Source organism: Pseudomonas sp. Z3-8 (genome assembly GCF_051131975.1).
GTDB lineage: Bacteria > Pseudomonadota > Gammaproteobacteria > Pseudomonadales > Pseudomonadaceae > Aquipseudomonas.
In genome coordinates this window covers 847,457-868,798 of record NZ_CP071643.1, presented here as the reverse complement: position 1 = coordinate 868,798, position 21,342 = coordinate 847,457, and the positions used below count along the sequence as shown (strand labels likewise).

Below are 21,342 nucleotides of genomic sequence, written 5' to 3'. Positions count from 1 at the left end.
GTCAGTTGACCGTCACCTGACCGAGCGCCGGTTTCTGTTCGCGAGCCTGGTTTTGCGGCGCATACACCTGGGTGAAACGCACCGGCGGCAGGGTGAACTGGCCCTTCTGGGAGAAACGCACCAGGTGCCGCAGGCGCAGTTCGCCACTAAGGGCATCCACCGGGACCGCGTAAGCCATCTGGCCCGGCTCGAAACGGGCTTTTTCCAGGGACGTCGGTTCGCTGTCGGCCTTGCCCAGCAACTGGATGCCCCACGTGGTGCGCTCCACATCAGCGCCCGGCGGCAGCGGCACTTCGAGCATGCCGTAGCGCAGCGGCGTTGAGGCCTTGCTGTTGATGATCACTTCATCCAGATAGAGGCTGTCGCTGGACAACGGCTTGTTGCCGACGGCTTCGAGCTTGAAGGTGAACGCTTCGTCGCCCGGCACGAGGCGCGACAAGCGGCGGGTGATGGACACGGCCATCGGCGCAATTGGCGCTTGCTGGCTCTGGAAGCTCAATGACGCCTGCACCGGACGCGCCTGGGCACTGGTCAGGGTCAGCATCGTTGGTAGCTGCGCGCCCTGCCACTGCCAGTAGGTTTCACCGGTCGCGCCCTGCTTGGCTGCCCAGCCTTCGGCCGGTTCCAGGGTTGTGGCCGCCGGTGCCTGTTCGATACTGCGCTGCAACCAAGTCAGGGCCAGGGCACGTTCCAGCGTGGATTGCTGTGGCAACACGCGCTGCAGCAACGCGGCGGCGCGCGTCTGATCGAAGCTCTGCATCGACAACAGCAAGGCCTCGACGAACGGCTGGGAGCTGAGTTCCAACTGCTGTTGCGCGGCGTCTGCCTGGCGACTGAATGCCGCCGGCATTGGCACTTTTACCTGCTTAGCCAGCGATGCCGCCAGGACACGGGCGCTGGCCAGGCCGAGGGCTGAATCCGGCGCGTACATGACGAGGCTGTCCTCGCCACTGTCCAGCACGCTCTCGGTGCTGTCTTCGCTGGCCTTCGCCAGGTCGTCCATCAGACCGCTGACCAAGGTATTCACCGGCAGCTGCATCTGTTTGGCAAACGACAGGATCAGGGCACGTTGCAGCAATGGCGTATCACCGGCCTGCTTGGCATAGACCTCCAGCAATCGCTGCCAGTGTTCCGGCGGCAGGTTCAGGTCCAGCGCCTTGCTGGCGTGCCAGTCGGCGTAATAGGCGTAGGCGGTGAGGAATGCATCCGGCTCGCCATCCTGGCCCCACCAGGTGAAGCTCGCCGACGGGCCGGCCATCTGCACCAGGCGCAAGCGACTGTTCTGCATGATCAAACGCAAGCGGTCACGGATCTGCGAGTTCGACGCCAGGGACGGGTAGGCAATGCTCAACGGCAACAAGCGGCTAGCGGTCTGTTCGACGCCGCCGTACGGGTAGCTCAGCAGGTCGTCCAGGGCCGAACGGAACAGCGCTTGCGGGCTGTCATCCAGACGCAGGCGAATGTCACTGGCGTCGGCCGGCAGGCTCAGTGGCGTGGCGTCACTCATGACGTCGAGGCGCTGGCTCTGGGTGACTTGCCAACCGTTGCCGCTGGCATTGAGGTGCATGGCCAGGGCGTCCTGGGTTTCGCCATTGAGTTGCAACTGCACGGTCAAGTCGCCGTTGCTCAGTTCCATGGTCGGCAGCGCGACGTAGTTGATGCCATTTTTCAGGTCCGCGACCACACGCTGTTCGGCGCCGGCGTAGCGGATCAACAGTTCGGCCTTGAGCGGTTTTTCCGACTGGCTGAAGACGAACAGGCCCAGTTGCGGCTTGTCGCCCACGCGGAAGCGGGTCGGGCCGCTCCACTTCAGGTACAGCGGTTTTTCCGAGGCGATGAACTGCTTCTTCTGCCCCACCTGGCCGTCGTCAGCGATTGCCTTGGCGGTGATGCGCCAGCGGGTCAGGGAGTCCGGCATCTTGAAGGTAAAGCGGGCCTTGCCGTTGGCGTCGGTGACCAGCTCCGGTTGCCATGCGGCGGTGTCGACGTCTTCGCGACGCGGCCGTTCCAGCACCTTGACGCCGCGCTCGCTGCGGTTGGCCTTGCCCGGCGCGCCAGGGCTGCCCGGCAGCGCCACGTCGTAGCTGATGAACGACAGGCTGGCGCTGGTGCGCACGTTGTTGCGGCGGGGGTGATAGAAGAACTGGTCGATAGTGGGCGCCACTTCCGGTTGCAGGGCATAGACCATTTCATCGACGACGCTGACGGTCAGGTGCGCCGGGATCGCCTTGCCGGCGAACTGGGTGCCCAGGTCCACGGTTACGGTGTCGCCCGGGCGATACGTGGCTTTATCGGTGGTGATGGCCACGTCGATCTGCGGCGCAACCACCTTGATCCCGGCGTTCTGGAAGCTGTACTGGCCGCCCTTGGTGTACAGCACCGAGAAGGTCAGGTTCGGCGCAAAGTTGTCTTTCACGGCAATGCGCGCGCGGTATTGGGTGTCGCTGAGCTTTTCCATCTTCAGCCAGTCGGCGCCCTTGGTCAGCAGCGCGGTAGCCTCGACCTTGTCCCGCTCCAGGGACAGCAGCGCGTCGCTGACCGGTTCCGGGAAAGTGATCAAGGCCAGGGCTTCGTCACCGGTCTTGTATTCAGGCTTGTCGAAGACGATCTCGACCGTGCCCGGCACGGCCTTGATACCTTCACCGGTTACCGCATGCGCGGCGGCGCCAATGACCCGGCCGTGGTCGTCCTTGAGCGTCAGGTTGTAGGTGCCAGGACGCTCGAAGGTCAGGCTGAAACCCTTGTCCTTGGCCGCCAGCTTGCCTTCACCGGTGCTCTGGTCTTCCAGGCGTACCCAGGCGTAGCTGCCCGGTGTCACGGCCTTGGCCTGCTCGTTGCCGCCTTCGTTGGCGTAGCTGAACGACACTTTCTGGCCGACGGTGCTGAACCGCTGGGGAGCGCCCAGGCGGAAATTCGCCGCGCCACGGTCGATGAGGATTTCCTTGCTGGTCTTGACCCGATAGGCCGCGCCATCGCTGGCGAATACGGTAAGTGTGTAACGGCTTGGCTTGTCGGCGGCCGGCAGGTCGAGGGCGGCGTTGCCCTTGGCGTCGGTGGTTACTTCGCTGCTGGTCAGCTCCACCGGGAATTGCCCCAGGTATTGCAGCTCGTTATCCACCATCGACAGTTGCTGGGCGCGCAGACTCAGGCTGACCTTGGCGTCCGCCACGGGCTTGCCGTCCGGGTACAGCAACACCAGATTGCCCTTGACCGGCTCGCCGGTGCGGTAATCCTGCTTCGCGAGGTTCAGGGCGATTTCGAAATGCGGCTTGACGTATTCAGCCACGCGAAAGGCGCTGCTGTAGAGCTGATCCTTGTAGCTGAAGCGCAACTCATAACCACCGGCCACGGCATTTTCCGGCAATTGGAAACGGCCCTGGGTGCCGGCCTTGGAGTCTAGCTTCAGGGCCAGGGTTTGCAGCGCGGTGCCGGTCGCGTCCAGCACTGTGACGTTGACGTCGGCGGCGGTCGGTTGCACCGAGTCACGGGCGTTCTTGAACTCCCGGCCAACGATCTTCAGCGATACCCAATCCCCCGGCCGGTACAGCGGCCGGTCGGTGAAGGCGTAGAGCTTGGTGTCGTAGATTTCGCTGTCGTAGTAGAAGTTTTCCGAGACGAACACCCCGCCCTCTTCGTCCTCGCCAATGACGAACGAACGCTCCGGGCTGACGTGCTTTAGGCGCAGCAGGCCGTCTTCATCGGTGGCACCGCTGCTCATCACGCCCAGGCCGTCGGTCCACAGCACGTTGACCTTGGGCACCGAGCGCCCTTCATGCTTGCGTGCGGCCCAGACCAGCAATTCGTCACCGGCAATCTTGCTCACGGCCACGGTGTTGGAGACAAAGACCATCGTCGTCGCCCGGTACTTGCCGATCAGCGCTTCCACCAGGTACAGGCCCGGCTTCAACTGGCCCAGCGGCACGTAGACATTGCCCGGCGCGACGCTGACAAAGTCGCTGGACGAACCGGCCAGGTCGACGCCGGCCGGTGGCTGGATCGGTTTGGCCTGCCACAGCGGATAACGGAACTGGCTGACCACCGGCAAGCCGGGGATCAAGGCGAATTGCGCTGGAGCGTCGTACGGGGTCGGCGCGATCAGGGCATTGCCGACCTTCAGCTCCGGCACTTCTTCAGTGACCTGCTGGCGGGACTCGTAGGAGAACGCCCGCTGCATCACCCGGCGGGACTTGCGATACCAGTTGTCCCACAGGTACGCGAGGGTATTGGACAAGCCTTCGCCCTTGAACTGGCCGTCGCTGACCACGCGATGCAGGTTCTTCTGGCGCTTGAGGAATTCCAGTGGCTTTTCGATGCGATAGACGCGGATATCGGCGCCGCCGTAGGGCTCCATGCGGAACCGGCGGTAGTCGCGACCCGGCGCTTCGAGACGGACCATCGCCTGCTCGTCGCTGGCGAAACTGCTGTCGGCCAGCAGGAAGAAGCTTTCACCGGACACCGGCGTGTAGCCGCTGGGCTCCACGGTGTCTTCGGCATTCACGAGAGGTGCCAGCAACAGAGCAAACAGCAGGGGCAGTTTTGAACACAAGCGCAGCATGCGGGCACCGGTCATTGGGTGAGAAAGTTGAGTCGATAGACGCCGATGAAGTTGGGGTTGGCTGCGTCGGGTATCCATCGGGTGTCCTTCCAGTTCATGAGTTGTTGCAGGCTTGCGGAACGCATGCCGTTGTCAGTGGGGGTGGTAGTGCCGGTGTGATAGGCGATGTAGCGGCCCATCCAGATCATCAGGTGCTGGTCGTCGCCCTGATCGAAGAACATCAGGTCGCCGGGCCGGGCCTGGGTGACATCGCGGCCCACCAGACGGCTGTTGAACTGGATCAGCTTGATCGCATTGACATAGGGCCCGACCTTGCCGCCGCCCTGTTGCCATTGCTGGGCGAGGCGCCGTTGCGCATCGCTCAGCGGCAGCTCCGGCGGCAGGTAGCGGTTGGACAGGCCATTGCTGCGCAACCATTTCTGGTCATGGACTTTCAGCGCTTCGTTGGCAGCGAAACGCACCAGTCCGGCGCAGTCCTGCTGGTACCAACGCGGGCTCGGGCCTTTGCTCAGTTGCTCCTGGGCGATGCGCACGAACCAGGCCCGAAAGACCTGGGATTGTTGCGCATCCAGCGGCGGCGCCTCGTCGGCGAACGCCCGCGCGCCGAGCAGCAATGCCAGCAGCAGCGCCAATCCGGGAATGCGGATCAGTCCTGTCACAGCGCTTTCCATTCCAGCGGCAACCATTGCCAATGGCCGTCCGGCTCGCTGCCTGCAGGCAAGGTCAGCGCGTATTTGCCGTAGCCGCCGAGGGTGCGCAGTTTCGGAATCAGGTAGGTTTGCGCGGCGTTATAGAACACCGGTTCCATGTCCTGTGGCAGGCTGTCGAGGGTTTCGCGCTGCATCAGTTGCGCCATGGAGTCGGGGCCAAAGTAGACCGGCATCAATTGGTCCTTGGGCACTACATCGGCCATGGGCGGGAAGCGTTTGTCGAGGGTGCCGAGGGCCTTGTCGACCAGTTTGTCGTCAAGGGAGAACAGCAGGGTCGAACCGTGGCGCGCCAGGCTGACCCGCATGAACGCCTTGCCGGTGATCGACTCGGGCTGATCAGCGTCCTTGGCCAGGTAGGGGCCGAAGTTGGAGCTGACCTGGCGTTGCCATTGGTGCATCGCACCTTGCTGCTTCTCTACAACCGGGAACGCATGTTCGGCGACATTGTTTTCATAGGCGCCCACCATCGAACCGAACAGCTTGCCCAGGTCGGCGTCGAGCTTGCCGTCGTCTTCGTTCAGGCTTGCCACCAGCAGCGGGGTGTACAGGCGCGACTCGGCGTACCAGCACAGGCCCGCCGCGCCAGCCACGTGATCAACCATGGCCTGGGCGGCTTTTTCGTCGGCGCCGAGTTTCACCAGCAGGGGCTTCTGCTGCTCGGCGGCCAGGGGCAAGGCTACGCAAGCACTGGCGCCCATCGGCATGGCTTGCCAGATTGGCTTGAAATCGAAGTCCGGCTGGTTCTCCAATTCGTCCATGGCCAGGAAGCTGTGCCAGCCCTTGTCGTCCATGTCGAAACGCAAGCCGGCGAAGTTCGGAATGAAACGCTGGTAACCCATGGCGAGCACGCTGGCGTTGACCGAGATGCGCTGCTTGATCTGCGGCGCCTTGGGCGGCAGGCCGAAGGCTTCCGGGAAGAGTTTCTCACCGGCCAGCAACGCTTCGAGGGCCTGGGTCGAGATCATGCCCGGTTCGTCGGTAGGGCCACTGCCCCGGTCGTAGAGCTTGGTCGGGTTGGACAGCACCACCAGCTTGTCGCCATGGGACGCGAAGACCAGGGATTTGCTGGCGTTATAACTCAGTTGATAGAGCGCGACTTCATCGCCGCCCACCTTCAGGTCGCCGAGCTTGCTCAACTGGGTGTCGTCCAGGGCGACTTTCGCCAACGGCTCCAGCACCTTCGCCAATCCGCCACGGTCCATCACCAGCAGGAAATCCTTGAGTCGGCCGTCCGCACCGCGCCACAGCGCGACGTCGGCTGGCTGGTCGAAAAGCTGCTCGATCAGGCTGTCCTGCAGCTTGAGATCATGCTCGTAAATGATCCGGCGCAGGCTGCCAATCAGGCCGAGGCGGTCGGCGTGAGCTTCGTAATAGAAGACGAAATCCTCGGTGAGCGTGGCCTTGAGGAACGGCACGGCCAGCAGGTCCTTGGGCAATTGGCTCAAGGAGTGCGCCTCGAGCAGACCGTCGGGACGGCTCACGCCGAGCTTTTCCAACGCCAGCTCCGTGGGCGGCGCCTTGGGCTTGGTCATGAACCAGCCCAACCCGGCGGCCACGCCGGTCACCAGGCATAGCCCGATCAGTATCGCCGGCCAGCGGCGCACTGGTTTGGCGACAGGGGTCGGCGTGGTCGGGGAAGCAGTGTTGTCGCTCATATTCACAAGGGCCTGTTCATCCGTGGAGCGGATTTAGTAATTGAAAGTCTTGACCAGCAACAGATCGCCAATGGCGCGCAGGGGCACGACAAAGGTCTCGCGTTTTTCATCGACGGTGTTTTCGTTGAGCACCAGGTTGATCTGCGAGGTGATCACCTCGTTCTGGTTGCTCGTTTCATCGAAGTTGTAGCCGCCGCTGCCGTAGTTGCCCCAATAGTTCACGTAGACCAGGTAGGTACCGTGCATCGGCGCGGTCATGGTGAACATCTCGGGGCCGGGGCCATCGACGCCGTCCGGATCGAGCCCGCCGCCATTGCTCAGCGCCGGCTGGCCGAAGAATGCATGTTGGCCATCGGGTGTGACGATATGCAGGTCGAGTTCCGCCTTGGGATCGTCCCAGCCCAGCACCACGCGAATTTGCGCCGGGGTGCGCAGGTTGTTGGCTTCATAAAATTGCACGCGCTTGAGGGACTGGCCTTCGGAGCTGCGCACCTCGACGCTGTTGGAGCCGGCGCCAAAGGCATACGGCCGGGCAAAACGCCCCTCGTCGTCGGTATAGAGATTCAACGGGTTGCCGTTGACTGCCAGGCTGTGAGGCTGGCGCGCCGTGCCCATGTCCTTGATCCGACCTTCGATCATCGTGCGATTGCGCTGGATGCCTCGGTCAATGGGCGGTGTCGGATAGGCGACCTGAGGGTTTTCCGTGCGATCGAGCAAGCCGCTATAACGCCAGCCACCGACCGGCTCCGACAACTCGGCCGAAGGCCCGGCCCACGCCAACGGCGCACCGAGCAGCACGATCGATAAAAAAAGAAAACGCACGTATGCCTCCTGCCATGCACAACGCAACCCGGCGCCCTTCCCCGGGCGCTGTTTGTCATTATTCGGGTTACGTCTGAAGGCCCCGTTACAAGGGGCCGTAGATGGCGCGAAGAGTAGCCATTTGACGGATTTTTCACAATCGGGGAACGCGCGATTCTGTGTGCGAAATCACGGACTGAGAATAGCGTGAGCCGAATAGGAATTTTATTCGGCTCACTAAATGAGCCGAATAGCGCTATTATTCGGCTCACTCACTTTCGGACAGACTCATGGCAGCTTATTGGATCTGGCAGCAGGCCGAATGGCCCGACTTTCACTGGCAAGCTGAAGCATTGGCGCCGGCGCTAAGGGAATGCGTGCAGGCCCAAGGCCAACTGCTTGGCATGACGGGCGCGGTCACGGCTTCGCTCAGCGCTCAAAACGAGTTGGACGCCTTGCTGCAGAACATCGTGACCTCCTCGGCTATCGAAGGAGAACAACTGAATGTCGGCTCGGTGCGCTCGTCCTTGGCTCGCCGACTGGGCCTGGAGCCCGCCGACGATAATCCCGCCAGCCCACGCAGCGAGGGCTTGGCGAATCTGTTGCTGGACGCAACCCGGCATTTCAACCAGCCGCTGACCGTCGAGCGCTTGCTGGATTGGCACGAGTGGCTGTTTCCTGATCAAACCAGCGACCTTGCCCATCGGCGGATCCGCGTAGGTGCACTGCGCGGTGACGAACCGATGCAAGTGGTTTCGGGCCGGTTGGACCGCCCTACCGTTCACTTCGAGGCACCGCCTCGCCAAGGCCTTGAACAGCAATTGCAAAGGTTTGTCGATTGGTTCGAGGCAAGTCGTCAACAGATCGATCTCGACCCATTGCTGCGAGCCGGCATCGCTCATTTCTGGATTGTCACTCTGCACCCATTCGACGATGGCAATGGTCGCTTGACCCGCACCTTGACCGACCTGGCACTGGCCCAGGGCGAGGCCCAGGCGATCCGTTTCTACGCGATGTCCGTAAGCATCCTGGACGACCACGCCGGCTATTACCGAATCCTGGAAAACAGCCAGAAAGCCACGCTGGATATCACCGACTGGTTGACCTGGTTCCTGCAAACGCTTTTGCGCAGCCTGCAGAAGGCAATGACCAATATCGAAAGTGTTCTGGGCAAGACGCGTTTCTGGCAAGTCCATCGCGATTCGGCGCTCTCACCGGAACAGGTCAAAGTGCTGAACCGATTGCTCGACGGTGGTGAAAAGGGGTTCGAGCAGGGCATCAGCGCAGCTCAGTACCAAGCCGTGGCCAAGGTCTCCAAGGCAACGGCCACGCGACATCTGACGGAGCTGTTGGAGAAGGGCTGCCTGGAGCGGATGCCAGGCGGGGGGCGCAGTACCCGTTATCGCATCAATTATCCCGCTGACTGAATACCCCGTGGCGAGGGAGCTTGCTCCCGCTCGACTGCGCAGCAGTCGCAATCTGGGTAAGCCTGCGCAGCGTTGGGTCTGCTTCGCAGCCCAGCGGGAGCAAGCTCCCTCGCCACAAAAGCCGTCTGTCTCAGCTCACCCGTTGCGCCGCGATAAACCCGACCCTGATTTGCCCCAAACCCCCATGTCTGCTAGTGTCGCGCCGGTTTAACAGTCAACCGGAATAGCCGCCATGGCCCGCAAGAAAGCTGCACTGGATTTCGAACAATCTCTGGCCGACCTGCAAGCGCTGGTCGAACGCCTGGAGAACGGCGAACTGTCGCTGGAAGACTCGCTGACCGCTTTCGAGCAGGGTATCGGCTTGACTCGCGACTGCCAGGCGGCGCTGGCCCAGGCCGAGCAGAAAGTGCAACTGCTGCTGGAACGCGACGGCGAGCTGACCGAAGAACCGTTCGACGCGGAACAGCCTGAATGATCGGCGCGTATCAGGCCAGCAGTCAGGCCCGGGTCAATGCCGCGCTGGACAGCTTGTTCGCCGCCCCGAGCCCTGAACTGGCGCGGCTCTACGAAGCCATGCGCTATAGCGTGATGAACGGCGGCAAGCGCGTGCGTCCGTTGCTCGCCTATGCCGCGTGCGAAGCCCTTGGTGGCGCTGCCGAGCAGGCCAACGGCGCGGCCTGCGCGGTGGAACTGATCCACGCCTATTCGCTGGTGCACGACGACTTGCCGGCCATGGACGATGACGACCTGCGTCGCGGCCAGCCGACCACGCACAAGAAATTCGACGAAGCCTGCGCGATCCTCGCGGGCGACGGTTTGCAAAGCCTGGCTTTCAGCGCCCTGCTGGACCCGGCCCTGAGCAATTGCCCGGCAGAGGTTCGCCTGGACATGGTCAGCGCCCTGGCACAAGCGGCAGGCCCGGCTGGCATGGTCGGCGGCCAGGCCATCGACCTCGGTTCGGTGGGCTTGAAACTCGACCAGGACGCCCTGGAATACATGCATCGGCACAAGACCGGCGCGCTGATCGAAGCCAGCGTCCGGCTCGGCGCCCTGGCCAGCGGCCGGGCCACGCCTGAACAGCTGCAGGCCTTGCAGACCTACGCGCGGGCCATCGGCCTGGCCTTCCAGGTGCAGGACGACATCCTCGACGTCGAAAGCGATACCCAGACCCTCGGCAAACGCCAGGGCGCCGACATCGCCCGTGACAAGCCGACCTACCCGGCCCTGCTCGGACTCGAGGCCGCCAAGGCCTACGCGCTGGAGCTGCGCGACCTGGCCCTGGACGCGCTGCGACCCTTTGACGCGGCCGCCGAACCGTTGCGCGAGCTGGCGCGTTATATCGTCGAACGACGCAGCTGATACACGGTCAACCCAATTACATGTGCGTATCGGCCAAGTTCCGGCCAACGCGTGGGCAGCTTGCGATGCATAAGGTAAACTGCCGCCTCTTTTATACCTATAACGATTCGCCTGATGCCCACGACGTTCCAAGAGATTCCCCGCACACGCCCGTCCACGCCCTTGCTGGACCGCGCCAACACGCCGGACGGCCTGCGTCGGCTGGGTGAAGCCGAGCTGGAAACCCTGGCCGATGAGTTGCGCCTGGAATTGCTCTACACGGTCGGCCAGACCGGTGGGCATTTCGGCGCTGGCCTGGGCGTCATCGAGCTGACCATCGCCCTGCATTACGTCTTCGACACTCCGGACGATCGCCTGGTGTGGGACGTTGGCCATCAGGCCTACCCGCATAAAATCCTCACCGGCCGCCGCGACCGCATGGGCACGCTGCGCCAGAAGGACGGCATCGCGGCTTTTCCGCGCCGTTCCGAGAGCGAGTACGACACCTTTGGCGTCGGTCATTCCAGCACCTCCATCAGCGCTGCCCTTGGCATGGCCATTGCCGCCCGCCTGCAGAACAGCGAACGCAAGGCGATCGCCGTGATCGGCGATGGTGCGTTGACGGCGGGCATGGCCTTCGAGGCGCTGAACCACGCCCCTGAAGTCGACGCCAACATGCTGGTGATCCTCAACGACAACGACATGTCGATCTCGCGCAATGTCGGCGGCTTGTCCAACTACCTGGCGAAGATCCTCTCCAGCCGCACCTATGCGAGCATGCGTGAAGGCAGCAAGAAGGTCTTGTCGCGCCTGCCCGGCGCCTGGGAAATCGCCCGCCGTACCGAAGAATATGCCAAGGGCATGCTGGTCCCCGGCACGCTGTTCGAAGAGCTGGGCTGGAACTACATCGGCCCCATCGACGGCCACGATCTGCCGACGCTGATCGCCACCCTGCGCAACATGCGCGATCTCAAGGGCCCGCAGTTCCTGCACGTGGTCACCAAGAAAGGCAAAGGCTTCGCTCCGGCGGAAGTCGACCCGATCGGCTATCACGCGATCACCAAGCTCGAACCCCTGGATGCCCCCGCCGCCGCGCCGAAAAAGGCCGGCGGACCGAAGTATTCCGGCGTGTTCGGCCAATGGCTGTGCGACATGGCCGACGCCGACCCGCGCCTGGTGGGCATTACCCCGGCGATGAAGGAAGGTTCGGACCTGGTGGCGTTCAGCGAGCGTTACCCGCAGCGTTATTTCGACGTGGCAATTGCCGAACAGCATGCCGTTACTCTAGCCGCCGGCATGGCCTGCGAAGGCGCCAAACCGGTGGTGGCGATCTATTCGACGTTCCTGCAACGCGGCTATGACCAACTGGTGCATGACGTCGCCGTGCAGAACCTCGACGTGCTGTTCGCCATTGACCGCGCGGGCCTGGTGGGCGAAGACGGTCCGACCCATGCCGGCAGCTTCGACCTGTCCTACCTGCGCTGTATCCCCGGCATGCTGGTGATGACGCCGAGCGATGAGAATGAATTGCGCAAGATGCTCACCACCGGCCACCTGTTCAACGGTCCGGCGGCGGTGCGCTACCCGCGTGGCACCGGCCCGAATGCAACGATCGAAAGCGACCTGGAGCCGATCGAGATCGGCAAGGGCGTGATCCGCCGCCACGGCAAGCAAACCGCCCTGCTGGTGTTTGGTGTACAGCTGGCGGAAGCCTTGAAGGTCGCCGAAAAACTCGACGCCACCGTGGTGGACATGCGTTTCGTCAAACCGTTGGACGAAGCCCTGGTGCGCGAGATGGCCGGCAGCCACGAACTGCTGGTGACCGTCGAGGAAAACGCCATCATGGGCGGCGCTGGCGCGGCGGTCAGCGAGTTCCTGGCCCGGGAAAACATCCTCAGGTCGGTGCTGCACCTGGGGTTGCCGGACATCTACGTCGAGCACGCCAAGCCGGCGCAGATGCTCGCCGAATGCGGGCTGGACGAGGTGGGGATCGAAGCGGCGGTGCGGCTGCGGTTGCAGTTGCTGGGGCTGTAAGTACAGCCAACACAAGCCCCTGTGGGAGCGAGCTTGCTCGCGATAGCGGTGTATCAGCCGAGCATAGTTGACTGACACTCCGCTATCGCGAGCAAGCTCGCTCCCACATTGGTTTTATGTGGACCCAGTCATAACGGAACACCCATGAAACTCCGCCTCGCCCTCACCCTCTCTCTGCTTCCCGCCGCCGACCTGCTCGCCGAGACCTTCGAACGCGACCAGGCCCTCAAGCTGCCTGACATCCTGATCAGCACCAATCGCCAGGTCGAGGCGCGCAATGACAGCAGCGCCGCCAACACAATCTTCACCCGCGACGACATCGAACGCCTGCAACCGGCCACTGTCACCGACCTGCTCAGCCGCGTGCCCGGCGTACAGGTGGCACCGTTGGGCGGGCGCGGCAGCCTGCCGGGAATCTACATTCGCGGCACCAAGTCGGCCCAGAGCCTGGTGCTGGTGGACGGCCAGCGCATCGGCAACGCGACCTCCGGCGACAGCAATCTGCAACGCTTGAACATCAACCAGATCGAACGGGTGGAAGTGCTGCGCGGTTCGCGCTCGGTGATCTACGGCGCCGATGCGGTGGGCGGGGTCATTCAGATTTTCACCCGTCGCGGCACCGAACAAGGCCTACAGCCACGCCTGCATATGGGCGTCGGCAATCATCAGACCTGGGAGCGCAGCCTCGGCCTGTCCGGTGGCGACGAGCAGACCCGTTTCAACCTGGGCGCCAGCCTCGACGAAAGCGAGGGGAGCAATCGGACCCACGAGTCCTACACCAGCGACCGCGACGCCGATGCCAACCGCAACCAGTCCTTCAGTCTCAGCCTGAGCCATGCAGCCAGCGACGACCTGGAAGTTGGCCTGAACCTGCTGGATAACCGTGGCAAAAGCGAATACGACAACCCGTTCGGCCGCTTCGACCCCAACACCTTCGAATCGCTGCCCCAGCAGCCCTACAGTGAATTTGCGGTCAGCAGTTTCAGCGGTTATGTCGATGGGCGGATCAACGACGCGTGGAAATCCCGCCTCGAGCTGGGCCACAGCGAGAACCGGGAAAAAACGTTCGACAAGCTCAGCGATGTCCGGGAGGTGTTCAACACTTATCGCGACTCGCTGACCTGGCAGAACGACGTGACCCTGGACGAACGCAACAGCCTGATCCTCGGCGGCGACTGGTACCAGGACCGCGTCAACAGCAGCACGCCGTTCGACGAAGACAGCCGCTGGAATCGTGCGGCATTCATCCAGCACCGCTTCCAGGCCGAAACGTTCTCGACCGAGCTGGGCCTGCGCCGCGACCAGAACCAGCAGTTTGGCGGCCAGAACAGCTGGAGCGGCACCCTTACCCTGCCGGTCAACCCGACCAACGACGTGTTGCTGACCTACAGCGAAAGCTTCCGCGCGCCGACCTTCAACGATCTTTACTACCCGGACTTCAGCAACCCGGACTTGAAACCCGAGACGGCCAGAAGCTACGAATTACAATGGCGCAGCCAACTGAGCGACAGCGCTCGCCTGGAAGCGTCCCTGTACCGCACGAACCTGGAAGACGCGATCATCTTCGGCAGCAATTCACGGCCGCAAAACGTCGCTTCGGCGCGGATCAACGGTTTCGAAATGGCCTACCGGCAGGAACTGTTCGGCTGGCAGGGCAACCTCGGCCTGGCGATGATCGACCCGCGCGACCGCGACAGCGGCCACACCCTGGCACGCCGCGCCCGCCGCACGTTGAGCCTCGACCTGGACCGGCAATTCGACCGCCTCGGCCTCGGCGCGAGCTGGCAAGCGGTGAGCAGCAGTTACGACGATGAAAACAACCGCAACGCCCTGGGCGGCTATGCGCTGCTCGGAGTGCGCGGCAGTTGGGCGTTGAGCCGGGAAGTGAAGCTTGAGATGAAGGTCGATAACCTGCTGGACCAGAATTACAGCCGGGCGCTGTATAGCCATGACGGGGGACAGTATGGTTATCGGGAGGAAGGGCGGGCGTGGTTGTTTGGGGTGACCTGGACGCCTTCCCTCTAATCCAGGATTTATGGTGCCCGGCCTGGCCTCATCGCGAGCAAGCTCGCTCCCACAGGTGATCTGTGGCGGATATGAAATCAGCGTTCGCCACGAATCCCTGTGGGAGCGAGCTTGCTCGCGAAAGGCGCACCGCGGTCTAACGGTCTGGCGCAATCAACTCACACAACCGCGCCGTCGCCTCGATCATCTGCCCGCTGGCCCGCTCCAGTCCTTTATCCTTGACCAGCAACAGCCGCCCCTGCGCCACCGGCCAGGCTTTCCAGGCGTCAAGCTGCGCCTGCTCCGTAGCCAGGATCATCTGCGGTTGGCGCTGCAATACCGACTCCACGCTCACCTGCGGCGCCGGCAGGTCCAGGTCGGCAAAGACGTTGCGCGCGCCGCACACCGCCAGCGCATCACTGATGATCTGTCGGCCGCCCACGGTGTACAGCGGCCGATCCCAGACCTGATAGAACACCGGCAACGGCGCGTCCCGTCGATAGCGCTGGCGTAACGCCTGAAGACGCTCGCGCAATTGCGCCGCTCGCTGCACGCCCCGCTCCGGGCGGCCGAGCTGGGCGGCGATGTCTTCAATCTGGCGCAGGAGCTGGTCGAGGCTGTGGGGCTCGGCGATATGGATCGGGATGCCCAGGCCCTTGAGCTGCTCGCGCTGGGCCGGGCCAATACTACCGGGCCAGAGCAGGAGCAGGTCAGGCTTGAGGCTGAGCAAGCGCTCCATGTCCAGCTGGCCGTAACGCCCCACCGACGGCAGGTCCTTCAGGACCGGTGGACGATCGCCACCGTCCAGCACACCCACCAGCAGGTCGGCGGAGTCCAGTTCAACGACGATTTCAGAGAGCGACGGTGCCAGGCTGACGACACGATTGGCCGCCGTCGTCGAAGCGCTGGCGGCCAGCAACAGAACCGCCAGCCAGAGACGCATCAGCCGAGCTGGCGTGGGATGCGATACAAATAGAACAGCACCGCAGTGGATAACGCCAGCAGCATCAGCGGTACCGCTTCCAACCCGACAAACACCGCCAGCGCGCCAATCCACGCCGGTAGGCCTGCCGCCAGAAACGCTGCGCGACGCCGAGCCGCGAGAGTGATCCAGGCTTGGGGTTCTTCCGGTGTATCGAGGAATTTCTGCGTGGCGATCAGTGCGTTTTTATAACCGCCGAAAAATCGCAGGCTGACAAACATCGACGCCACGCCGGCGATAAACAACGGCATCGCCAATACCGGCAGAATCGCTTCGCCCTGACCAAACACCGCGTTGATCACGAACAGCGGCAGCAACGCCAGCGCCAGGTATTGCCACCAACTGACGGCCAGCCGCCGCCGAACCTGACCACGCGTCACGCCCGGTCGACCTCGCCCTGGTGCTCGTTGCCCATCATGTGGTCGAGCTTGCTGGCCTTGGTTGCCAGGTAAAGCTTGTTGTGCGGGTTGTGCCCGGTATGCAGCGGCACGCGCTCCGCAACCACTACGCCCATGTCGGTCAATGCCTTGACCTTGCGCGGGTTGTTGGTCATCAGTCGCAAGGACTTGATGCCCAGGTGTTCGAGCATCGGCTGGCAAATGCTGTAGTCACGCAAGTCGGCGGCAAACCCGAGGCGCTCGTTGGCTTCGACAGTATCGGCGCCGCCGTCTTGCAGCTCGTAGGCACGGATCTTGTTCAACAGGCCGATGCCGCGGCCTTCCTGGCGCAGGTACAGCAGTACGCCACGGCCCTCGCGAGCAATGGCCTGCAGGGCCGCTTCGAGTTGCGAGCCGCAGTCGCAGCGCTGGCTGAACAAGGCATCGCCCGTCAGGCATTCGGAGTGCAGGCGACCGAGTACCGGAGCGCCGTCGGCGAAATCACCCAGGCTGAGCACGACGTGCTCGCGGCCGGTGGCTTCATCGAGAAAACCATGCATGGTGAATTGCGCAAAGGGTGTTGGCAGCTTGGAAGCGGCAACAAAAACGACAGGCACCGGTGTGCTCCTGATCTAGTACTGGAGATTCGCAGAGGCGGGCATTGTAACAGCACGATCCGACAGACGCTTAGGCTGAATTATCAACCATTACCATCGAAAAGTTTGATCACGGCTTTGGTGGCTTGCCACTCTCGTCGAAGGGATAGGGCTGCTTCCAACGTTCGAAAATCGGCTTCAATTGGCCGCTTTTCACCAGCACGTCCATGCGCCGGTCGAACAGTGCACGCAAGGCACGTCCGTTTTCGGTGTTGGCAAAGCCCAGGTACAGCGGCAGGTTGATCAGCGCAGAGAGCTTGAACTGCTGGGGGTCGTCGGCCTTGGCGAGTACATCCTGGATTTCCATCAACGCATCGATATAAAAATCGGCACGGTCGTGGATCAGCATCGGCAGGATCCCCACGGAGCGGTGGATTTCATTGAAACGCCGGATGTTCGGCAGGTAGTTGTTGTATTCGTACCCGCGCATCCACACCAGCCGGTAATTACCCACCGTGGCCAATGTGGGAGAGGGCTTTGACGCCAGGCCCAACGCATAGATGTGATCGACGTCGTAGTGCCAGCTGGGGTAAAGCACCCCCTCGGATTCGTCGCGATAGGCACCGACCTGCACGTCGACCTCGCCACGCTGCACCAGGCCGATCGAACGGGTGTAAGGCACGCTGCGGGTTTCCAGCTTGACGCCTTCGGGTTCGAACACCTCGCGCAGGATATCCCAGGCCATGCCCTGGCCATCCGCCTGGGTGTAGTCGGCCCACTCCTCGCTGGCCGCGCGGATCTTGCCGGGCAACGGCGCCGACTCGGCCACGCGAACACCGAGCAACGCCCCGAGACATAACAACAGTAACAGTGTGCGGCTTACGCCCATGCCTGGTTCCCTCAGGTAAAACACCACACCAGCCCTTGCATTGCCAGCCAGGCGAACACGCCGGCCAATACGTCGTCGAGCATGATGCCTACCCCGCCGTGTACATGCCGATCGATCCAGCGGATCGGCCACGGCTTGAGGATATCGAAGAAGCGGAACACCAGGAAACCCGTCAACAACCAATACCAGCCTTCCGGTACCAGCCACAGGGTAATCCACATGCCGACCATCTCGTCCCAGACGATGCCCTCATGGTCGTGCACCCGCAAATCATCCGCCACTTTGCCGCACAGCCAGAAGCCGAACAGCATGGTGATGCCGAGCATCAGCCAGTAGCCCCAATCCGGCAACATCTGCCACAACGGTATGAAGGGTAGCGCAACCAGCGAGCCCCATGTGCCTGGCGCTTTGGGCAATGTGCCCGAACCGAAGCCAAACGCCATGAAATGCCAGGGATTGCGCCAGACCGAGGGCGGAACGAATTCTGCCGGAACCTGGTTGGGATGATCTGTCACGGTGTCTCCCGAAAATGTTGATAGCCCCGGATTGGCGGGGTGATGTCCTGTCCAAGACTGTCGACCAGCATGACGCCCTGCCCCGCCGTGACACTGCCGACCACATGAATCGGCCAGCCTTCGGCGAGAAGTGCCGACAATCGGACCGGCGGCAGGGTGAACAGCAACACATAGTCGTCGCCGCCACTCAGGGCGGCGTGTTGTGCCTGCTTTAGGCCAAACGCCAACAGAGCGTTGGACAACGGCAACCGGTCCCGTTCAACCCGTAACGCCACGCCGGATGCCAGCGCGATATGCCCGCAATCCGCCAACAGCCCATCGGAAATGTCCAACGCCGCGCTGGCCTTGCCCCGTAGCGCCAGGCCAAGGCCGATCTGCGGTTGTGGCGACCAGTAATGCGCCAGCAGCGGCTCGGCGATAGCAGGCTCAGCGCTGCGCTCGTCGAGAACCAGCGGCAACGCGCCAGCGGCGTTGCCCAGGTCACCGCCGACGCAAAGCAGATCGCCGGGTTGCGCGCCGCTGCGGGTCAGCGCCTGGCCGGACGGCACGCAGCCGAACACGGTCATGGTCAGGCTCAACGGCCCGCGGGTGGTATCGCCCCCCACCAGTGCTACACCACAGGCCTGGGCCATCTGGTTCAAGCCACGGGCATACGCCTGCAGCCAATCGGCGGTCACCGTCGGCAAGGTCAGGGCAAGGGTAAAAGCGAGAGGACTGGCGCCCATGGCGGCCAGGTCGCTGACCGCCACGGCCAGCGAGCGCTGGCCGAGCAGGAACGGGTCGCAAGGGTCTGGAAAATGCACACCGGCCACGAGCGTGTCGGTGGATACCGCGAGCTGTTCCCCGGGAGGAACGGCCAGCAGGGCGCAATCGTCGCCGATTCCGAGCGCAACGCCCTCGCCGCCCTGCGCACAGGCAGCGGCGGCAAAGTAGTGACGGATCAGCTCAAATTCGCCCATTAAGTGTCCTGTCTCACCAATGCTGTTCATATTTGTCGGCGTCTATTGGCCCCATACTGCGTTGCCGCTCCTCGCCATAGCGGGCTATGACTCGTCGCGGCGCCTTGTCTGGCACCAACAGCCACTCGACAAAAAATGAACGCATTGGCGAGACAGGACACGTTCAAGCGCCAATCAGCGCTTGAACGCCTTCACTTCGGCTTCACGCAGACGCGGGGCGAGCTTGTCGAGTACGCCGTTGACGAACTTGTGGCCATCGGTGGAACCGAAGACTTTCGCCAGCTCGATCCCTTCGTTGATCACCACGCGGTAAGGTACGTCGACACGCTGCATCAGCTCCCAGGTGGACAGGCGCAACACGGCCAGCTCGACCGGGTCCAGTTCATCGATCGTCAGGTCCAGGCAAGGTGCCAGGGCCGTATCGATTTCGGTCTTGTGGGCCGGGACGCCATGCAGGATCTCGCGGAAATACGCGCCATCGACATCGCTGAAGTCGTTATCAACGCGAAACTGCGCTTCGATCTCGTTCAGCGACTGCTTCGCCATGTGCCACTGGTACAGGGCCTGGGTTGCGAGCTGACGGGCTTCGCGGCGCTTGACGCTCTTCGAAGGCTTGCCGGCGTCGGCCGGTTTTGGCTCGCGCGGATTGAAACGATCGCTTTCGTCGCTAATCACTTGGCCTCCAACTGCGCCAGCAGGCTGACCATTTCCAGGGCGGACAGGGCAGCTTCGGCACCTTTGTTGCCGGCCTTGGTGCCGGAACGTTCGATGGCTTGTTCGATGGAATCAACGGTCAGCACGCCGAAGGCAACCGGTACGCCGAATTCCATGGACACCTGGGCCAGGCCCTTGGTGCATTCGCCAGCCACGTATTCGAAGTGTGGAGTACCGCCACGAATGACCGCGCCGAGGGCGATGATCGCCGCAAATTCGCCCTTTTGAGCGACTTTCTGCGCTACCAGCGGAATTTCGAAGGCGCCAGGGGCACGGATAATGGTGATGTCGCCTTCGCTCACGCCATGGCGAACCAGGGCATCGACCGCACCGTCGACCAGGCTCTCAACCACAAAGCTGTTGAAACGGCCGACTACCAGCGCGTAGCGGCCCTTGGGGGCGATGAAGGTACCTTCGATGGTCTTCAGGGTCATTCGTCAGTTCTCTTAAAGAGCCGGAGCACGTTCTATACGTGCTCCTCAGTGATATTAGTCTCGAATACAGCGCCGTGGATCCGTCATCTCGTTCACTTGCACGTCTTCTGTGGCGAGGGAGCTTGCTCCCGCTTGGGTGCGCAGCGCCCATAACAGGGCCGCTACGCAGCCCAGCGGGAGCAAGCTCCCTCGCCACAGATGAATCTAACAAGCCTTAAGTGAACAATAATGCCGGAATCCGCAGGCCATTATTCGGAGGGCACGTATTCTACAACTTCCAGATCGAAACCGGATATCGCATTAAATTTCATCGGTGCGCTCATCAGGCGCATTTTGCGTACGCCCAGGTCGCGCAGGATCTGCGAACCGGCACCGACGATGCTGTAGGTGGTCGGTTTTTTCACCGGTTGATGTTCGGTGGTTTCGCGAATGTGCGCCAGCAGCACGTCGCCATCGAGCGGATGCCCGAGCAACAGCACCACGCCGCTGCCGGCCTCGGCCACCGCGGCCATGGCCGCGCGCAGGCTCCAGCGGCCCGGCTGCTTGACCATCAGCAGGTCACGCAGTGGGTCCATGTTGTGCACGCGAACCAGAGTCGGTTCTTCGGCGCACACGGTCCCCAGGGTCAGCGCCATGTGCACGTCGCCTTCCACCGAATCGCGGTAGGTCACGAGGTTGAACTGGCCCAGTTCGCTGTCCAGCGGCTGCTCGGCAATCCGCTGAACGGTACGCTCGTGGATCATCCGGTAGTGGATCAGATCGGCAATGGTGCCGATCTTGATGTCGTGCTCGGCAGCGAAAGCCTCAAGCTCGGCGCGACGGGACATGGTGCCATCGTCGTTCATCACTTCGCAGATGACGCCGGCGGGCTCGAAACCGGCCATACGCGCAAGGTCGCACGCCGCTTCGGTGTGGCCGGCGCGGGCCAGGGTGCCGCCGGCCTGGGCCATCAGCGGGAAGATGTGACCGGGGCTGACGATGTCTTCGGCCCTGGCGTCGGCGGCCGCAGCGGCCTGCACGGTACGCGCCCGGTCCGCGGCGGAGATACCGGTGGTCACGCCCTCGGCGGCCTCGATGGACACGGTGAACTTGGTGCCGAACCCGGAACCGTTGCGTGGCGCCATCAACGGCAGCTTCAGCAGCTCGCAGCGCTCGCGGGTCATCGGCATGCAGATCAGGCCACGGGCGTGCTTGGCCATGAAGTTGATGTGTTCGGCCTTGCAGCATTCGGCGGCCATGATCAGGTCGCCTTCGTTCTCGCGGTCTTCGTCATCCATGAGGATGACCATCTTGCCTTGGCGGATGTCTTCAACCAGTTCTTCGATGCTATTGAGCGCCACGCGGCACCCCCT

General features: G+C 62.9%; 18 protein-coding genes. 5 read left to right on the top strand and 13 right to left on the bottom strand.

The annotated features are described in order from the left end of the window. Position 1: 1 nt before the first annotated feature. The 4 genes from J3P94_RS04060 to J3P94_RS04045 are packed head-to-tail and all read right to left on the bottom strand — an operon-like array spanning position 2 to position 7,742. A complete protein-coding gene (locus tag J3P94_RS04060; RefSeq protein ID WP_434574082.1) occupies positions 2-4,570 on the bottom strand; it encodes an alpha-2-macroglobulin family protein in 4,569 nt (1,522 codons plus the stop codon). Then, entirely contained in the window at positions 4,567-5,226 is a 660-nt protein-coding gene (locus tag J3P94_RS04055) for a DUF1175 domain-containing protein (protein ID WP_434571546.1), read from the bottom strand. Before J3P94_RS04055 ends, J3P94_RS04060 begins: the two co-directional genes overlap by 4 nt. Then, a complete protein-coding gene (locus J3P94_RS04050) occupies positions 5,211-6,920 on the bottom strand; it encodes a DUF2138 domain-containing protein (protein ID WP_434571545.1) in 1,710 nt (569 codons plus the stop codon). Before J3P94_RS04050 ends, J3P94_RS04055 begins: the two co-directional genes overlap by 16 nt. 33 nt (positions 6,921-6,953) lie before the next feature. Next, positions 6,954-7,742, bottom strand: a complete 789-nt coding sequence (locus J3P94_RS04045; RefSeq protein WP_434571543.1) for a YfaP family protein — start codon at positions 7,740-7,742, stop codon at positions 6,954-6,956. Between the two features lie 269 nt (positions 7,743-8,011). Between J3P94_RS04045 and J3P94_RS04040 the strand changes: the two genes are divergently transcribed. The 5 genes from J3P94_RS04040 (at position 8,012) to J3P94_RS04020 (ending at position 14,545) form a co-directional block, all read left to right on the top strand. Beyond that, positions 8,012-9,148 carry a Fic family protein gene (locus J3P94_RS04040; protein ID WP_434571542.1) on the top strand — a complete coding sequence of 379 codons (1,137 nt, stop codon included), beginning with the start codon at positions 8,012-8,014 and terminating at the stop codon, positions 9,146-9,148. A gap of 232 nt (positions 9,149-9,380) precedes the next feature. Then, positions 9,381-9,623, top strand: a complete 243-nt coding sequence (locus J3P94_RS04035; protein WP_305498501.1) for an exodeoxyribonuclease VII small subunit — start codon at positions 9,381-9,383, stop codon at positions 9,621-9,623. Next, a complete protein-coding gene (ispA, locus tag J3P94_RS04030; protein WP_434571540.1) occupies positions 9,620-10,507 on the top strand; it encodes a (2E,6E)-farnesyl diphosphate synthase in 888 nt (295 codons plus the stop codon). Before J3P94_RS04035 ends, ispA begins: the two co-directional genes overlap by 4 nt. A 114-nt stretch (positions 10,508-10,621) precedes the next feature. Then, on the top strand, positions 10,622-12,520 hold the full coding sequence (dxs, locus tag J3P94_RS04025) for a 1-deoxy-D-xylulose-5-phosphate synthase (RefSeq protein ID WP_434571538.1): 1,899 nt from the start codon (positions 10,622-10,624) through the stop codon (positions 12,518-12,520). A gap of 144 nt (positions 12,521-12,664) precedes the next feature. Then, positions 12,665-14,545 carry a TonB-dependent receptor domain-containing protein gene (locus tag J3P94_RS04020; protein WP_434571537.1) on the top strand — a complete coding sequence of 627 codons (1,881 nt, stop codon included), beginning with the start codon at positions 12,665-12,667 and terminating at the stop codon, positions 14,543-14,545. 136 nt (positions 14,546-14,681) lie between these two features. On the opposite strand, the gene J3P94_RS04015 is transcribed toward J3P94_RS04020, so the two are convergent. The 9 genes from J3P94_RS04015 to ribBA form a co-directional block, all read right to left on the bottom strand. Then, positions 14,682-15,467: a cobalamin-binding protein gene (locus J3P94_RS04015; RefSeq protein WP_434571535.1), complete on the bottom strand. Its 786-nt coding sequence runs from the start codon at positions 15,465-15,467 to the stop codon at positions 14,682-14,684. Beyond that, positions 15,467-15,886 carry an MFS transporter gene (locus tag J3P94_RS04010; RefSeq protein WP_434571534.1) on the bottom strand — a complete coding sequence of 140 codons (420 nt, stop codon included), beginning with the start codon at positions 15,884-15,886 and terminating at the stop codon, positions 15,467-15,469. The genes J3P94_RS04015 and J3P94_RS04010 overlap by 1 nt, the downstream gene beginning before the upstream one ends. Then, the gene (gene ribA, locus J3P94_RS04005) at positions 15,883-16,500 is read right to left on the bottom strand and encodes a GTP cyclohydrolase II (protein ID WP_305498489.1); all 618 of its coding nucleotides are present in this window, start codon (positions 16,498-16,500) and stop codon (positions 15,883-15,885) included. Before ribA ends, J3P94_RS04010 begins: the two co-directional genes overlap by 4 nt. Positions 16,501-16,609: 109 nt before the next feature. Then, a complete protein-coding gene (locus J3P94_RS04000) occupies positions 16,610-17,368 on the bottom strand; it encodes a substrate-binding periplasmic protein (RefSeq protein ID WP_434571532.1) in 759 nt (252 codons plus the stop codon). Between the two features lie 11 nt (positions 17,369-17,379). Further along, positions 17,380-17,883 (bottom strand): phosphatidylglycerophosphatase A family protein, encoded by a 504-nt coding sequence (locus tag J3P94_RS03995; protein WP_030140455.1) that lies wholly within the window; start codon positions 17,881-17,883, stop codon positions 17,380-17,382. Continuing rightward, a complete protein-coding gene (thiL, locus tag J3P94_RS03990; protein WP_434571530.1) occupies positions 17,880-18,842 on the bottom strand; it encodes a thiamine-phosphate kinase in 963 nt (320 codons plus the stop codon). Before thiL ends, J3P94_RS03995 begins: the two co-directional genes overlap by 4 nt. Before the next feature lie 174 nt (positions 18,843-19,016). Next, the gene (gene nusB, locus J3P94_RS03985; RefSeq protein ID WP_305498485.1) at positions 19,017-19,517 is read right to left on the bottom strand and encodes a transcription antitermination factor NusB; all 501 of its coding nucleotides are present in this window, start codon (positions 19,515-19,517) and stop codon (positions 19,017-19,019) included. After that, a complete protein-coding gene (ribH, locus tag J3P94_RS03980) occupies positions 19,514-19,990 on the bottom strand; it encodes a 6,7-dimethyl-8-ribityllumazine synthase (protein ID WP_039594266.1) in 477 nt (158 codons plus the stop codon). The genes nusB and ribH overlap by 4 nt, the downstream gene beginning before the upstream one ends. Positions 19,991-20,238: 248 nt before the next feature. Then, positions 20,239-21,330, bottom strand: coding sequence for a bifunctional 3,4-dihydroxy-2-butanone-4-phosphate synthase/GTP cyclohydrolase II (ribBA, locus tag J3P94_RS03975; RefSeq protein ID WP_305498480.1), 1,092 nt, complete (start codon positions 21,328-21,330; stop codon positions 20,239-20,241). Between the last annotated feature and the right edge of the window lie 12 nt (positions 21,331-21,342).